This is a genomic window from Caulobacter segnis, from assembly GCF_029543125.1.
In the GTDB taxonomy this organism is placed as follows: Bacteria; Pseudomonadota; Alphaproteobacteria; order Caulobacterales; family Caulobacteraceae; genus Caulobacter; species Caulobacter segnis_D.
This window is the reverse complement of sequence record NZ_JARQWW010000003.1, coordinates 147,182-161,380: the sequence shown is the minus strand read 5'-3', so window position 1 is coordinate 161,380 and position 14,199 is coordinate 147,182. Positions and strand designations below refer to the sequence as shown.

At 69.1% G+C, this 14,199-nt stretch carries 15 protein-coding genes and 1 riboswitch; of the genes, 4 read left to right on the top strand and 11 right to left on the bottom strand.

All coding sequences use genetic code 11. From position 1 onward, the window contains the following. Window positions 1-63 precede the first annotated feature (63 nt). Entirely contained in the window at window positions 64-441 is a 378-nt protein-coding gene (locus tag P7B02_RS09875) for a hypothetical protein (protein WP_277786178.1), read from the top strand. Here P7B02_RS09875 and cobS read toward each other — a convergent pair. Genes cobS through P7B02_RS09830 form a run of 9 tightly spaced genes read right to left on the bottom strand, consistent with a single transcriptional unit; the run spans window position 438 to window position 10,150 of the window. Next, on the bottom strand, window positions 438-1,190 hold the full coding sequence (gene cobS / locus P7B02_RS09870; protein ID WP_277786177.1) for an adenosylcobinamide-GDP ribazoletransferase: 753 nt from the start codon (window positions 1,188-1,190) through the stop codon (window positions 438-440). The genes P7B02_RS09875 and cobS overlap by 4 nt on opposite strands. A 3-nt stretch (window positions 1,191-1,193) precedes the next feature. Continuing rightward, complete coding sequence (cobT, locus tag P7B02_RS09865) at window positions 1,194-2,216, bottom strand: nicotinate-nucleotide--dimethylbenzimidazole phosphoribosyltransferase (protein WP_277786176.1); 1,023 nt, start codon at window positions 2,214-2,216, stop codon at window positions 1,194-1,196. Next, on the bottom strand, window positions 2,213-3,685 hold the full coding sequence (locus P7B02_RS09860; protein ID WP_277786175.1) for a cobyric acid synthase: 1,473 nt from the start codon (window positions 3,683-3,685) through the stop codon (window positions 2,213-2,215). The genes cobT and P7B02_RS09860 overlap by 4 nt, the downstream gene beginning before the upstream one ends. Next, entirely contained in the window at window positions 3,673-4,602 is a 930-nt protein-coding gene (cbiB, locus tag P7B02_RS09855) for an adenosylcobinamide-phosphate synthase CbiB (RefSeq protein WP_277786174.1), read from the bottom strand. Before cbiB ends, P7B02_RS09860 begins: the two co-directional genes overlap by 13 nt. Then, the gene (locus P7B02_RS09850) at window positions 4,595-5,371 is read right to left on the bottom strand and encodes an ABC transporter ATP-binding protein (RefSeq protein ID WP_277786173.1); all 777 of its coding nucleotides are present in this window, start codon (window positions 5,369-5,371) and stop codon (window positions 4,595-4,597) included. The genes cbiB and P7B02_RS09850 overlap by 8 nt, the downstream gene beginning before the upstream one ends. Continuing rightward, window positions 5,368-6,354 carry a FecCD family ABC transporter permease gene (locus P7B02_RS09845; RefSeq protein ID WP_277786172.1) on the bottom strand — a complete coding sequence of 329 codons (987 nt, stop codon included), beginning with the start codon at window positions 6,352-6,354 and terminating at the stop codon, window positions 5,368-5,370. The genes P7B02_RS09850 and P7B02_RS09845 overlap by 4 nt, the downstream gene beginning before the upstream one ends. After that, window positions 6,351-7,202: an ABC transporter substrate-binding protein gene (locus tag P7B02_RS09840; protein WP_277786171.1), complete on the bottom strand. Its 852-nt coding sequence runs from the start codon at window positions 7,200-7,202 to the stop codon at window positions 6,351-6,353. Before P7B02_RS09840 ends, P7B02_RS09845 begins: the two co-directional genes overlap by 4 nt. Beyond that, window positions 7,199-8,185, bottom strand: coding sequence for a threonine-phosphate decarboxylase CobD (gene cobD, locus P7B02_RS09835; protein ID WP_277786170.1), 987 nt, complete (start codon window positions 8,183-8,185; stop codon window positions 7,199-7,201). Before cobD ends, P7B02_RS09840 begins: the two co-directional genes overlap by 4 nt. A gap of 9 nt (window positions 8,186-8,194) precedes the next feature. Beyond that, complete coding sequence (locus tag P7B02_RS09830) at window positions 8,195-10,150, bottom strand: TonB-dependent receptor plug domain-containing protein (protein WP_277786169.1); 1,956 nt, start codon at window positions 10,148-10,150, stop codon at window positions 8,195-8,197. 131 nt (window positions 10,151-10,281) lie between these two features. Beyond that, window positions 10,282-10,475, bottom strand: a riboswitch (cobalamin riboswitch). 34 nt (window positions 10,476-10,509) lie between these two features. Between P7B02_RS09830 and cobU the strand changes: the two genes are divergently transcribed. Together cobU and trhA are read left to right on the top strand one after the other, a co-directional pair. Next, window positions 10,510-11,028, top strand: coding sequence for a bifunctional adenosylcobinamide kinase/adenosylcobinamide-phosphate guanylyltransferase (gene cobU, locus P7B02_RS09825; protein ID WP_277786168.1), 519 nt, complete (start codon window positions 10,510-10,512; stop codon window positions 11,026-11,028). A gap of 86 nt (window positions 11,029-11,114) precedes the next feature. Further along, on the top strand, window positions 11,115-11,783 hold the full coding sequence (gene trhA / locus P7B02_RS09820) for a PAQR family membrane homeostasis protein TrhA (RefSeq protein WP_277786167.1): 669 nt from the start codon (window positions 11,115-11,117) through the stop codon (window positions 11,781-11,783). 6 nt (window positions 11,784-11,789) lie between these two features. On the opposite strand, the gene P7B02_RS09815 is transcribed toward trhA, so the two are convergent. Beyond that, the gene (locus P7B02_RS09815; RefSeq protein ID WP_277786166.1) at window positions 11,790-12,032 is read right to left on the bottom strand and encodes a hypothetical protein; all 243 of its coding nucleotides are present in this window, start codon (window positions 12,030-12,032) and stop codon (window positions 11,790-11,792) included. A gap of 144 nt (window positions 12,033-12,176) precedes the next feature. Then, window positions 12,177-13,580 (bottom strand): methyl-accepting chemotaxis protein, encoded by a 1,404-nt coding sequence (locus P7B02_RS09810; protein WP_277786165.1) that lies wholly within the window; start codon window positions 13,578-13,580, stop codon window positions 12,177-12,179. A gap of 210 nt (window positions 13,581-13,790) precedes the next feature. On the opposite strand from P7B02_RS09810, the gene P7B02_RS09805 reads away from it, so the two are divergent. After that, a complete protein-coding gene (locus P7B02_RS09805) occupies window positions 13,791-14,189 on the top strand; it encodes a PAS domain-containing protein (RefSeq protein ID WP_277786164.1) in 399 nt (132 codons plus the stop codon). The last annotated feature ends 10 nt before the right edge of the window (window positions 14,190-14,199 follow it).

Below are 14,199 nucleotides of genomic sequence, written 5' to 3'. Positions count from 1 at the left end.
CGTCATCAGGATGGCGGGAACGATCCGGCCTCGCGATGACTTGCCACGTCATAGGAGACCAGGATGACGGACAAGACCACCGTGACGGGCTGGAAACTGGACAGGGAAGAGCGCGAGGCGCTGCTGCTGCGGTTTCCGCCGGCCTATGAGCATCCGGTGGCCGACCATGTGACCCTGAAGGCCGACGCGTCGCCCGACAGCCCGCTGCCGACGGCGGTGAAGGGCGAGATCGTAGGCAAGACGGACGACCGACGCGGCGTGCAAGCCATGGTCATGCGCATCGACGGGACCAGCAACCGGCCCGGCGGCGGCTTCTATCACGTCACCTGGTCCCTGGCGGAAGGACGGCGGGCGGTGGAGAGCAACGACGTCATCGCTGAGCGGGGCTGGGAGTCGCTGGACCGGCCGATCCCCATCACCCTGACGCCGGCGCGGTTCTAGAGCGCGGCGGCGAGACCCAGCAGGAAGCCGAGTTCGAAGACCTGTTCCACGGCGCCAAGGATGTCGCCCGTGTGGCCGCCGATCAGGCGGCGGGCGAGCAGGACGACGATCAGCACCAGGGCGCCGCCGATGACCAGGCCAAGGGCGACATTGAGGGTTGGCAACAGAAACAGTGGCCAGACGGCGATGGCGAGCGCCAGCACCACCTCGCCCCAGCGCACGCCGTCGGGGACCGGCTTCCACTTGGCGGCCAGGGCGTCGCCGGCATAGGGCGACAGGCGCATCGTCAGGACGGCGGCGCCCCGCCCCGCCCCGTGTGCGGCCAGCAGGGCGACGGCGGCGGCGGCCGGAGCCAACGAAGCCAGGGCGGCGATCTTCAGGCCGAGGACGAGGACCAGGGCGATCACGCCAAAGGTCCCCACCCGGCTGTCCTTCATGATCTCCAGCCGGCGCTTCGGCGTCTGGCCGCCGCCCAGGCCGTCGGCGGTGTCAGCCAGACCGTCCTCGTGGAAAGCGCCGGTGATCAGCACGCCCGCGCCGACCGCAAGCAAGGCGGCGATCCAGCTGTTCCAGAAATGCGCCGCGCCCAGCAGGACCAGGGCCGACAGGCCGCCGACCAGTTGGCCCACCAGGGGAAACCAGCGGGCGCTGCGGGTGGTCCAGTCGGGCTCGAACCGCGACAGGGCGGGCGTCGGCAGGCGGGTCAGGAACTGCACCGCGCAGAAGAACAGCTCGACCTGCCGGCGCATCCTCTAGAGCCGCCCCGCCATGACGTCGTCCAGGCTGGCCACGTCAGTCAGCAGGCGCGCGGCGGCGCGGATCACCGGCAAGGCCAGAAGCGCGCCCGTCCCCTCGCCCAGACGCAGGTCGAGGTCGAGCAGCGGCTTGGCCTCCAGCGCCTCCAGCATCAGGGCGTGGCCATGCTCGGCGGAACGGTGGGCGAAGATCAGATAGTCGCGGACGGCGGGCGCGATCCGCACCGCCGCCAGGGCGGCCGCGGTGCAGATGAAGCCGTCGACCACCACGGGACGCCGCACCTCGGCCGCGCCCAGGATCGCGCCGACCATCATGACGATCTCCAGCCCGCCGAATTCGGCCAGGACGTCGAGCGGTTCAGTGACCGCGGAGCGGTCGGCGGCCTGCTGGATGGCGTCGCGCTTGCGGGCCATGCCCTCCGGGGTGTGGCCGGTCCCCTGGCCGATGCAGTCCTCCAGCGGCGCGGGCGCCAGGCGGTGCATGAGCAGAGCGGCGGAGGCGGTGTTGCCGATGCCCATCTCGCCCAACATCAGGATGTCGAACCCCTCCGTCGCCACGTCACGCGCGATGCGGGCGCCGTGCTCCAGGGCCTGCTCCACCTCCCGCGGGGTCAGGGCCGGCTCGACGGCGGCGTTTCGGGTTCCCTTGCGGACCTTGGCGTCGATCAGGCGCTCGTGGGGCGGCAGGTCGCTGGCCACCCCGGCGTCGACCACCCGCACCTTGGCCCCGGCGGCGCGGGCGAAGGCGCTGGCGCTGGCCCGGTCGGCGAGAAAGGTGGCGACCATGGCCGTGGTCACCGCCGACGGATAGGCCGAGACTCCGGACTCGGTCAGGCCGTGATCGCCGGCGAAGACCAGCAGCAGGGCGTATTCGCCGTCCGGGTTCGGGCGGTCGGCGATCAGAGCCAGTTGGACGGCCAGGTCCTCGATCCGGCCCAGGGAGCCAGGGGGCTTGGCCTTGCCGTCGATCAGGGCGCGGAACTCCGGCTCACGCGACAGGTCGAGAGGTTTGATGGTCATGCGGCGAAGTCCTTGAGGCCAGCCAGCCGCGCCAGGGCCGGAATGTCGAGGGACCGTTCCAACACCTCCGCGATTCCGTCCAGAGCCGCGTCGACGGCGGCGGCCTGATCCGCGCCCGTGGACGCCGCGCCGAGCTGGGCGAGGAAGGCCGCCCTCGCCTCGCCCGCATTGAACAGGCCATGGACATAAGCGCCGGCCACGCGGCCGTCGGCGCTGACCGCCCCCTCGCCCGCGCCGTCGTCGAAGACCAGCAAGGGGCGTTGCAGGCCGGGACCGTCCGTGCGGCCCACGTGCATCTCGTACCCCTCGAACCGCGCATCGCCTCCGGCGAGGCGGCCGGACACGGGTCGCAGAACCTTGTCGGCGGTGAGGATGGTTTCGACATCCAGCAGGCCGAGACCCTCGGCCTCACCCGGCGCCCCTTCGATCCCATCGGGGTCGGAGACCTTGCGGCCCAACATCTGGAAGCCGCCGCAGACACCCAACACCCGGCCGCCGCGTCGCACGTGGGCGGCCAGATCTATGTCCCAGCCCTGGGCCCGCAGGAAGGCCAGGTCAGCCAAGGTCGCCTTGGTCCCCGGCAGGATGACGAGGTCGGCGTCGCCCGGCAGCGGCGTTCCCGGCGGCACGAAGGCGAAGTCCACGGAGGGCTCCATCCGCAGGGGATCGAAGTCGTCGAAATTGGCGATGCGCGACAGCATGGGAACGACGATGCGCACCTTGCCGCCCTTGCCGGTCGCCGCGCGGTCCAGGACCACGGCGTCCTCAGCCGGCAGAGCCTTGGCCGCCGCCAGCCAGGGCGCCATGCCCAGGTCCGGCCACCCAGTGCGGGCGGTGATCTCCGTCCGGCCGTCCTGGAACAGGGTCGGGTCGCCCCGAAACTTGTTGATGACGAAGCCGCGGATCATCGCCCGGTCGGCCTCGTCCAGCACGGCGTGGGCGCCGATCAGGGCGGCGATCACATGGCCCCGGTCGATGTCGCCCACCAGCACCACCGGCACGTCGGCGGCGATGGCGAAACCCATGTTCGCGATGTCGTTGGCCCGCAGGTTGATCTCCGCCGGGCTGCCGGCCCCCTCGACGATGACGAGGTCGGCTTCGGCCTCCAGCCGGCGGAAGCTGTCGAGGACCACGTCCAGCAGGGCGGCCTTCTTCTCCTGATAGCCGCGCGCCTGCCAGTTGCCGGCGATCTTGCCGCGCACGATCACCTGGGCGCCCACATCGCTCTGCGGCTTCAGGAGGACGGGGTTCATGTCCACGGTCAGGGGCGTGCGGCAGGCCATGGCCTGAAGGGCCTGGGCGCGGCCGATCTCGCCCCCGTCGGCGGTGACGGCGGCGTTGTTGGACATGTTCTGCGGCTTGAATGGCCGCACCCTTAGGCCCCGGTTGGCGAACAGGCGGCAGAGGCCGGCGACCAGCACCGACTTCCCCACGTCCGAGCCGCAGCCTTGGATCATCAACGCGGCCAAGTGAGGCCTCCGACCAGCAACATCGCCGCCAGGATCGCACAGGCGCGCAGGTAGACGCCAAGCCCGCGTTTCAGGTCTGCCGTCGTCGGCGCCGGACCGTCGCCGAAGACGGGCCGGTCGTGCGCCACGCCGTCATAAGTCGCTGGACCGCCAAGACGGACGCGCAAGCCGCCGGCCATGGCGGCCTCAGGCCAGCCGGCGTTGGGCGAGGCGTGCTTGCGGGCGTCGCGGAACATGGTGGTCCACCCTCCCCCCGCCGCCAGGGCGACCAGGGCGCCGGCGATGCGGGCGGGGATCCAGTTCATGAGGTCGTCGGTGCGGGCGGCGAACCAGCCGAAGGCGCGCCAACGCTCCTCCCGGTGGCCGATCAGGCTGTCGGCGGTGTTGACCGCCTTGTAGGCGAACAGACCGCCCAGACCGCCGAGCAGGAACCAGAAGACCGGGGCGACCACGCCGTCGCAGAAGCTCTCGGCCAGGCTTTCCAGCGCAGCGGCGGCGACGCCGGACTCGTCGAGCCTGTCGGTGTCGCGGCCGACGATGCGGCCGACGGCGGCGCGGGCGGCGTCGAGATCGGCCGCCTTGGCCACGGCGGCCACGTGGTCGTAGAGGCTGCGCGCCGCCAGGCCGAGCGAGCCCAGGATCATCAGCACCAGGACGCCGAGATAGCTTTCGCCCAGCAGATGATGCAGCAGCCCGCCAACGAGCGCCGCGCCGCCCGCCACCAGCAGGACGGTGAGCACGCCGAGCAGCCTGCGGATCCGCTCCGGCCGCGCCGGATCATTCCAGCGCCGCTCGCACCAGCCGACGCCGGCGCCCAGCCAGGCCACGGGATGCGGCAGGCGCCTGTGCAGCCGGTCCGGATAGCCGACCAGCCCCTCCACAAGGGCCGCGCCGAGGACCAGCAGCGGGTCAGCCATGGCGGCCGACGATCTCGATCAACGGGCCGTGGCCGCCCTCGGCGAAGCGCGCCTCCACCCCATAGGCGGCGGACAGGATCGGCGGGGCCAGAGCCTCCACCGGCGGGCCGTCGGCCAGAATCTTGCCGTCGGCCAGAACGATCACCCGGTCCGCCAGCTTCATGGCCATGGGCAGGTCATGCAGGGTGACGACGACGCCCTTCCCCTCGTCCGCCAGGGCGCGGAACAGGGCGGCGGCGTCCAGTTGGTGGCCCGGGTCGAGGCCGGCCAGCGGCTCGTCGGCCAGCAGCCATTGCGGATCGCCGGCCAGGGCGCGGGCGATCAGCACGCGGGCCAGCTCCCCGCCCGACAGGGTGGTGACCGTGCGCGTGGCGAACTGGGTCACGTCGGCCTTGGTCATGGCGCGCTCGACGGCGGCCTCGTCCTCGACGCTCAGGCCCCAAGAGCCGGCGAAGGGAATGCGGCCCAGGCCGACCAGGGTGCGGGCCTCCACCGACCAGGCGATCTCATGCGACTGAGGCAGGAAGCCGATGCGGCGGCCGCGTTCGCGGGCGGCGAGTTCGAGGACGCCGACGCCGTTCAGACGGGCCAAGCCCATGTCAGGCCGGCGCAAGCCCGCCAAGCAAGCCAGCAAGGTCGACTTGCCGGCGCCGTTGGGCCCGACGATGGCGGTCACCTGGCCCGGGTGCAGGTCGGCGGAGACGCCTTCCAGCACCGGCTTGTCGCCCAGGCGGACATGGATGTCGGAAAAGCCGAGTTCGGGGGTCATGCGATCCTCCGGCGCAGGCGGATGAGCAAGGCGAGGAAGAACGGCCCGCCGATGGCGGCCATGGCCACGTTGAGCTTGACCTCGGTGGCGGTGGGGATCACGCGAACCAGGATGTCGGCGGCCAGGACGATCGCCGCGCCGCCGATGGCGCTGGGCAGGATCAGCGCTCCGGGGCGGGACGCCACGAACGGCCGCAGGAGGTGCGGCGTCACCAGGCCGACGAAGCCGATCATGCCCGTGACCGCCGTGCTGGCCCCGACCGCCAAGCCCACGCCGACGACCAAGAAGAGACGGCTGCGGTTGACGTCTATGCCCAGAGAGCGCGCGCCAATGTCGCCCAGGGTCAGGGCGTCGAAGGTCCGGGTCTGGGTCATCAGCAGGACCAGGCCCGTGAGGATGAACGGCAGGGCGAAGCGGACCTCGTCGATGCTGCGGTCGGCGAGCGCGCCGTGGATCCAGCTGACGATCTCCTGAACCGCCCAGGGGTTCGGCGCCAGCGACAGGGCCAGAGAGACGCCCGCCGCGGTGATGATCTGCAGGATCGCGCCGGCAAGGATGAATGTGACGATGCTGGAGGTCGCTCCCGCCAGGACCAGCAGCAGGACCACGCCGGTCATGGCGCCCAGCATGGCGGCGGTCGGCAGCACCCAGGCCGAAGCCTCCGCCAGATTGAAGTAGAGCGTCAGCACCGCGAACAGCGAGGCCATGGACGAGACGCCGAGCACATCCGGCGACGCCAGGGGATTGCGGGTGTAGCCCTGCATCGCCGCGCCGCTGGCTCCGAGCGCGGCGCCGACCGCCACGCCCAGGATGGCGCGCGGCAAGCGCAGATCGAAGATGATCGGCCAGCGCGGATCGGCCCGGTCGGTGAAGGCGCTCCACGGAACCCAGACCTTGCCCGCGAACAGGCTGGCGACAAACAGGACCGCCACGGCGATCCCCAGTCCGGCATAGAGTTGGCCGAGCGGCTGCTTCAGGGTCATGCGATCTTCCGGAAAGCGTCTTCGCGGGCCTTGGACAGGGCGGCGACAGTGTGGATCAGGACCGGGCCGCCGCAATACAGGAGCCGCGTGGGGAAGACCGCGCGGTGCATGCGTCCGCCGATGCGCGCGAGCGCCGGATGATGAACGAGCCGCTCGGCCCAGGTCGCCGAGCTGGGCGAGGTCTCGCCCGCCAGCAGGACCTGCGGCGGATTGGCGATCAGCTCCTCAAGCCGGATGTTGCCCCACTTGTTGAGGCCATATCGGGCGGCGACGTTCTCGAAGCCGCAGCGCTCCATCATCTCGCTGACCAGCGTGCCTTTGCCGGCCGCGAAGCCGTTCGGTTCGAAGATGGCGGCGGTCAGGCGCGGCTGACCCGGGCGCGGCGCGGCGGCGCTGATGGCCGCGTTGATCCGGGCGATCAGCGCCTCGCCCCGTTCGGGATGGCCGACCAGAAGCGCCACGTCGCGGACCTGCTGATGGCTTTCGGCCAGGGTGTCGGGGACGCTGAAGCGCTCCTGCCGCACGCCCAGGCGGTTGAGCGCGTTGCGGGTGGCGAGCGACGAATGGGCGCTGGAGATGACGAGGTCGGGCTTCAGGGACACCACCTCCTCCGCCGTCTCGTAGGTGAAGGGCAAGGTGCGGGCGATGTCGACGATGGTCGAGCCGTAGGGGTCGCGGGCGTAGTGGCTAAGCGCGGCGATCTGGTTGCGGTCGGCGACCCGGACAAGCACGGTGTCCAGACAAGCGTTCATCGAGACCACGCGGCGCGGCGCCGCGGCGGCGAGCGCGGGTGACGCGGTTGCGGCGGCCAGTCCGGCGACGGCGGCGCGGCGGGTCAGGTCGCTCATGCCGCCTCCAGGGCCTGCTCCAGGCGCTTCCAGGCGCCGAGGGGCGGAAGGCCGAAACGCAGGAAGTCCGGCGCGTCGGCGAAGGGCCGGGTCAGGATGCCCGCCTGGCACAGATGGTCGAACAGCCTGTCGGCCTTGGGCGCGGCGGCGAGACGGAACAGGTCGGTGCCGCCGATCACCTCCATCCCCGCTTCGGTCAGGGTGCGGTCGAGGCGGCGGGCGTCGCGGGACAGCTTGGCGCGCATGTCGTCGGCCCAGGCCGCGTCGTCATAGGCCGCGCCCGCGGCGATGGCCTCGGCGCTGACGGGCCAGTCGCCGGTGAGCAGCTTCAGCCGCGCCACGAGCTCCGGGTCGCCGAGCATGAAGCCCAGGCGCACGCCCGGCAGGCCGTAGAACTTGCCGAAGGAGCGAAGGACCACCAATCGGTCGCCGGCCCGGGCGGAGATGCTGTGGGCGGGGGTGGTCTCGATGAAGGACTCATCGACGATCAGCCAGCCCTTCCGAGCGTTCTGATAGTCGAGAAGATCGCGCAGGAAATCTATGGAAGCGATTGATCCATCGGGATTGTTGGGATTGACGATGACGATCACTTCGGCGTCGGGAATGACACCTTGCGAGGCCTCGACGACCTCCGCCCCGGCGGCGGCCCAGGCCTCGGCGTGGCCGCCATAGGTCGGGCCGATGATGGCGACACGGCGCGCGCCGGTCAGGATCGGCAGAAGGCGCAGGCCGGTCTCCGCCCCCGCCACCGCCGCGATGCGCTCAGGGTCGGACAGGCCGAAGGCGCGGGCGGCCGAAGCCTCCAGCGCCGTCACCGCCGCCGGGTCCGGCAAGCGGGACAGGTCGGCGGACATGGCCCGCCGCCCCGTCCACGGATGCGGATTGATCCCGGTCGATAGGTCGATCCACGGTCCCGGCGCATGGGGATAGGCGGCCCGAGCCTGGGCCAGCCTGCCGCCGTGACGACTGAAGCCGCGGATCACCTCGTCCCCCTAGAAGCGGGCGCGGACGCCCACGAAGGCCCCGCGTCCCGGCGTGCCGTAGTTGAGGACCGTCTGATAGTTTTCGTCAAAGGCGTTCTCGACCCGGCCAAAGACCTCATAGGTCTCGTTGACCGGATAGGAGGCGCGGAAATCGACGACGGTGTAGCTCTTCACCGCCTGGGTGTTGGCGTCGTTGTTCCAGGTCTTGCCGACGTAGCGGACGGCCGCCGTGGTCGACAGGCCGATGGGCCACAGATAGGTGGCCGAGGCGAAGCCCTGGTTCTCCGGACGACGAACCAGCTGCTTTCCTGCCGCCGTGCCCGAGCGGTTCTCGGCGTCGGTCCAGGTGTAGTTGCCGTTCAGGGTCAGACGTTCGCCGACAGCCAGTCGGCCAGCGAATTCAACGCCCTGCGCCGAGGTCTTCTGGATATTCTTGTAGTAGCCGAAGCGCTGGACCCCACCCACGAAGCACAGGGCGTCAGCTGTGCCGGTGGAGCAGCCGTTGTAGCGGATCTCGTTGTCCGCCTCGCGGTGGAAGTAGGTGGCCGACACAGTGGCCGCGCCGCCCAGCAGCTTCTGCTCGATGCCAGCGTCCCAGGCGTCGAAGGATTCCGGGCTCAGGTCCAGATTGCCGTACTCGCTGTAGAGCTCGTACAGCCCGGGGGCGCGGAAGCCCTGGCCGAAGCTGGCGCGCAGGACCGTGTTCCCCTCGTTCAGGGCCCAGGCGACGGCGGCGGAACCCAGGGTCTTGTCGCCATAGGTTTCGTGGTCGTCATAGCGCAGGCCGCCGGTCAGGGTCAGGCCCGGAGCGACCTCGCCCTGAAGCTGGACATAGACGCTGTCGATGCCCGCCTTGCCGCGCACGAACGGGGTGTTGGCGTTGGTCGCCGTGGGCGAGCGGGTGCGCATGCGCGAGCTTTCGGTCTCGGCGCCGAACACGGCGTTGAAGCCGTCGGTGATGGCGAAGACGCCCTGGTATTCCCAGCGCTTGTTCTTGCCCGCCGCGTCGAAGGTCAGCGGCTGGACCGGTCGGCCCGGGTTCAGGTTCTCGCGGTCGGTGTCGGTGTAGGCGAAGGCCAGGCGGTTCTGCAGGCGGCCTTCCAGCAGGGCGACGTTCAGACCGGTGTAGACCACCAGCTCTTCGGTGCGCGCGAACTCGGCGGAGTCGCCGTTGAAGGCGTCGAAGTCGTTCTTGCCCTTGGACCAGACGGAGCGGACCTCGGCCGAGACATCCTCGGTGATCTTCAGGCGGGCGCGGCCCGACAGGCCGGTGTTCTGATAGCCGTCGGCTTCCTTGCCCGTGGCGTAGGCCGAGAAACCGTCGGTGGTGAAGTAGCTGCCGGCCACGCGCCAGCTCAGCCGCTCACCGGCGCCGCCCAGACCGCCGCGCACCGAGGCGGTGTCACGGGCGCCGCCTTCGACATCGGCCGAGGCCTCGAACGGCTTGGAGGGTTCGCGGGTGACGATGTTGACCACGCCGCCGATGGCCTGGCTGCCCCACAGGGTCGACTGGGCGCCGCGCAGGATTTCGATGCGCGACACGTCCCCGATCAGCAGGTTGCCGAAGTTGAAGCCGCCCTGGGTGGACGACGGGTCGTTCAGCTTCACGCCGTCGATGATGGCGACGGTGTGCTGGCTTTCGGCGCCGCGGATGAAGACGCTGGTGGTGGCGCCCGGACCGCCGTTGCGGACGAAGGTGACGCCCGGCGTCTCCTGCAGCAGCTCGACCACGGCCAGGCGCTGGCTGTCTTCGATGTACTCTTCGTCCAGCACCGTGACGGTGGAGCCGATCTTCTCGGCCTTCACGGGCGAGCGGGTGGCGGTGACCACCACCTGGTCCACGGCGGTGGCGTTGGTGCCGGCGCGGCCGGCGACGTCGGCCTCGGGCGCGATCTGGTCGGCGAAAGCGGGCGCGGCCGCGAACAGAAGCGCGGCGGCGGAAACGGAATAGATCAGTCGGTTCATCAGGTAGTCCCATCGTGATGCGCCGTGACGCGGGACGATGGCGGACAGCCGACAACGCCCGCGCCCAGCGCAGGTTTTTCTTGTTGTCGTCACGCGGGAAGACCCGTTCGGACCGCGCACCCCGGCGGCTCGAAGAACGACTGCGGCAGGCAGGTCTCCTGGCTTCGCGGGTCGTCACCTGTTGCGCGTCGCCTTCCCAGACCGAGGTCCAGTGGCTTATGACGCGCAGGCTCGCCGCTTACAGTTGCGGGGGCAGCCCGGGTTTCTCACCCGAGTTCCCTTTTCATCCCCGATCGCTCGGGGAACCTGTCGCAGAACAAGCCCTACTATGCTGCGGCGCAAACGGTCAATGTGACGCCATGACGACCACCCTTGTTCTCGGCGGCGCCCGTTCGGGCAAAAGCGCCCTCGCGCAAACGGCAGCTGAAAGCCATGCGCGGGAGCACGGCGGGCGGCTGGCGATGATCGTCACCGCCCAGCCCTTCGACGACGAGATGGCGGCGCGGATCGCCAGGCATCGCGAGGATCGCGGCGGCCTGTGGCGCACGGTGGAGGCGACTCATGACCTGCCCGCCGCTCTGGAGAATCTGACGGCGGACGATGTGGTGGTGGTGGACTGCCTGACCCTGTGGCTCAGCAACCTGATGCTGGCGGAGCAGGATATGGAGACAGCGGCGGACGCCCTGGTCGCCGCTGTCGGCAAAGCTCCCTGCCCGCTGTGGCTGGTGTCCAACGAGGTGGGCCTGGGCATCGTGCCGGAGAACGCCCTGGCGCGGCGGTTCAGGGACGGGGCCGGGCGGCTGCATCAGCGTCTGGCCAAAGCGGTCGAGCGTGTGATTTTCGTCGCAGCAGGACTGCCGCTGACCCTGAAGGGTTGATCTTGTCGCAGCCGGGGTGTGCTGCGTCGCAAAATGGTCCAGAGTGCCCACTAGAAACGACAGCGTTTCCAGTCGAGTCACTTCCCATGTCCCTGCCCAGCGTCATTCCGCCCCGCCACTATCCCACGCCCGGCGCCAAGTGCGCCGACCTGATCGTCCACATCTCCGGCCTGGTGTTGGCGCTGTTCGGCGGCGGGACCTTGCTGGGTCTGGCGGTCGGCCGCGGCTCGCTGGACCAGATCGTGGCGGTGTCGATCTACGCCGCCGGCCTGGTGGCGATGCTGGGCTTCTCCACGGCGTACAACTTCGCCAAGCCGGAATGGCGCCCGACCCTGCGCCGGCTGGACCATGCGGGCATCTTCCTGATGATCGCCGGCTCCTACACGCCCTTCACCCTGCACAACCTGACCGGCGCCTGGTCGATCGGCATGACGGCGGCGGTATGGACCATCGCGGGGATCGGAGCGCTGGGAAAGCTGTTCCTGTCGGGGCTGGATCGTCGCTTCTGGGTGGTGCTGTACCTCGCCCTGGGCTGGCTGGTGCTGGTGGCGATCAAGCCGATGATCCAGGGCCTGTCCTGGCCCGCCCTGCTGATGCTGGCCCTGGGCGGCGTGATCTATTCCACGGGCGTGGTCTTCTACCTGATGAAGAAGCTGCGCTTCCGCCGGGCGATCTGGCACGGCCATGTGATCGGCGGCGCCTGCCTGCACTATGTCGCGGTGCTGCTGGGCGTGGTGCTGGCCAGCCAGCACTAGACGCGGTCAGTCCGCGCGCTGCTTCCAGAAATGGCGCGGCATGTGGGCGTACTTCCAGGTGATCAGCAACTGGCGGACCGTCTCCAGCATCCCCCACAGGCCGACGATCATCAGGAAGAAGCCGCCTGCGGTGGTGATGAACTGCATGGCGCGCGCGACCATGTACAGACCGCCCAGAATGAAGCCGAGGGCGATCAGCCCGCTGATGCTGAGCGACAGGTAGGTGAAGGTGGCGCGTATGGAGCGCATGCGTCCGCCGTATGCTGTTGAGTTCAAGGAACGCCGTGGAGACGCAAAGGACTGAACGCCCTTTATGCCTGACGGATCACAGCTTGACTGCAAACACTACTCGTAGTCGATAGAATAGAGTTGCTCTATTAAATCAAGACAACCCTAGGCCGCGCGACGACCCGGGACGGCGTCTGCGAACTCCGAACGCCCGGTCTCGAACCGACCCACCAGACCCGCCAGCTCAACGGCTTCGGCCTTGAGGCTGCTGGCCGAAGCGGCGACCTCCTCGACCATGGCGGCGTTCTGCTGGGTGACCTGGTCCATCTGGTTCACCGCCGAGTTCACCTCGTGCAGGCCGGTGGATTGCTCCTGCGAGGAGCTGGCGATCTCGGAGATCAAGGCGTCGATCTCGGCCACCTTGCCGACGATGTCGCCCAAGGCCTGACCGGTGTCGGCCACCAGCTTCACGCCGCGCTCGACCTGGGCCGAGCTGTTGGCGATCAGGGTCTTGATCTCCTTGGCGGCTTCGGCGGAGCGCTGGGCCAGGGCCCGCACTTCCGACGCCACGACCGCAAAGCCTTTGCCGGCTTCACCCGCACGGGCGGCTTCGACGCCGGCGTTCAGGGCCAGCAGGTTAGTCTGGAAGGCGATCTCGTCGATGACGCCGATGATGTTGCCGATCTGGCCCGAGCTCTGCTTGATCTCGCCCATAGCGTTGACCGCATCGCGCATGACGGCGCCGGAGTTCTCGGCGTCGGTGCGGGCGGCGGTGGCGGCGGATGAGGCCTGGACCGCGCCTTGGGCGCTGCGTTTCACGGTGACGGTGATCTCGTCGAGGGTGGCGGCGGTCTCTTCCAGACGCGCGGCCTGCTGCTCGGTGCGGCGGGCAAGGTCGTCCGTAACCTCGGCGATCTCGTCGGAGCCGCGGCGCAGGCCGCCGGCGGCCACGGCGATGCCCATCATGGCTTCGCGCAGACTGGCGGCGGCGCTGTTGAAGTCGTCCTTGATGCGCTGGTAGCGGCCCTGCATGGCCACGTCGATCCGCGCCTGCAGGTCACCGGCCGCCAGGCGGGCCAGGCCGTCGGCCATGGCGTTGACCACGCCTTCCTGCTCCGCTTCCGAACGCTTCCGCTCGGCGTCATTACGCGCGCGCTCGGCCTCGACATCGGAGATGTTGTTGGCGAACTTGATGACCTTGTACGGCTTGCCGTCGGCGTCGAAGATCGGGTTGTAGGCGCCCTGGATCCAGACCTCGGAACCGCCCTTGCCCACGCGCTGGAACTTGCCGGAGAAGAACTCGCCCTGGGCGAGACGCGTCCAGAAACCGCGATACTCCTCGGTCAGGGCATATTCGTTCGAGACGAACATACGGTGATGCTTGCCCTGAATCTCGGGCAGGGCGTAGCCCATCGTATCGAGGAAGTTCTTGTTCGCCGTCAGGATGGCGCCGTCGAGGTTGAACTCGATGACGGCTTGCGAGCGGTCGATAGCGGCGTTGGACGCCTCCAACTCAGCAACTCGCGCCGCGAGATCCCGATCGACTCGGCTCGTTTTGAAGAACGCCATTGTCAGCTCCTGGCAACCGCCGCGGTAGGTTTCCGGCGTTCATTGGAGCCGCTAGTGCAGTCAAGTTTGTTAAAAAGACCCTAATTACAGGGCCTTCGAGACCAATATCAATGTTATCCACAACTCTAGATGGGAAAAACACTCCAATAGAGCCTAAAAAGTATAGTTACCAATTTCCTAATTAACCAAAGTGTCGTATCCGCCGAAACCATGTCGTTTGCTGATCTTGTCACCGCCCTGGCCCACGACGCCGACTACGGCGTGGTCGTCACTGACGGCCGCATCGACGACGATGGCCCGTACATCACCTATGCCAACCCCGCCTTTGAACGCATGACCGGCTACAGCCTGGCCGAGATGCTGGGACAGTCGCCGAAGATGTTCCAGGGCCCGCAGACGAGCCCCGCCGCGCGAGCGGACATCCGCAAGGCGCTGCGGGCCGGCAAGCCGCACGACACGACCATTCTGAACTATCGCAAGAACGGCGAGACCTATCGCTGCGCCATCACCTTCTATCCCATCATGGACGCTGATCACCGCTTGGTCGGCGCGGTCGCCATCGAACGCGAGGCGCCTCGGACGCGTGGTCGGCCGAAGCAACGCGACTAGCTTGGCGCGC

Coding starts and splice junctions, on each gene's coding strand:
- P7B02_RS09875 (WP_277786178.1), top strand. CDS start 64: ATGACGGACAAGACCACCGTGACGGGCTGGAAACTGGACAGGGAAGAG.
- P7B02_RS09815 (WP_277786166.1), bottom strand. CDS start 12,032: ATGCGCTCCATACGCGCCACCTTCACCTACCTGTCGCTCAGCATCAGC.
- P7B02_RS09805 (WP_277786164.1), top strand. CDS start 13,791: ATGTCGTTTGCTGATCTTGTCACCGCCCTGGCCCACGACGCCGACTAC.
- P7B02_RS09810 (WP_277786165.1), bottom strand. CDS start 13,580: ATGGCGTTCTTCAAAACGAGCCGAGTCGATCGGGATCTCGCGGCGCGA.
- trhA (WP_277786167.1), top strand. CDS start 11,115: ATGTCCCTGCCCAGCGTCATTCCGCCCCGCCACTATCCCACGCCCGGC.
- cobU (WP_277786168.1), top strand. CDS start 10,510: ATGACGACCACCCTTGTTCTCGGCGGCGCCCGTTCGGGCAAAAGCGCC.
- cobT (WP_277786176.1), bottom strand. CDS start 2,216: ATGACCATCAAACCTCTCGACCTGTCGCGTGAGCCGGAGTTCCGCGCC.
- cobS (WP_277786177.1), bottom strand. CDS start 1,190: ATGCGCCGGCAGGTCGAGCTGTTCTTCTGCGCGGTGCAGTTCCTGACC.
- P7B02_RS09845 (WP_277786172.1), bottom strand. CDS start 6,354: ATGACCCTGAAGCAGCCGCTCGGCCAACTCTATGCCGGACTGGGGATC.
- P7B02_RS09850 (WP_277786173.1), bottom strand. CDS start 5,371: ATGACCCCCGAACTCGGCTTTTCCGACATCCATGTCCGCCTGGGCGAC.
- P7B02_RS09830 (WP_277786169.1), bottom strand. CDS start 10,150: ATGAACCGACTGATCTATTCCGTTTCCGCCGCCGCGCTTCTGTTCGCG.
- P7B02_RS09840 (WP_277786171.1), bottom strand. CDS start 7,202: ATGAGCGACCTGACCCGCCGCGCCGCCGTCGCCGGACTGGCCGCCGCA.
- cbiB (WP_277786174.1), bottom strand. CDS start 4,602: ATGGCTGACCCGCTGCTGGTCCTCGGCGCGGCCCTTGTGGAGGGGCTG.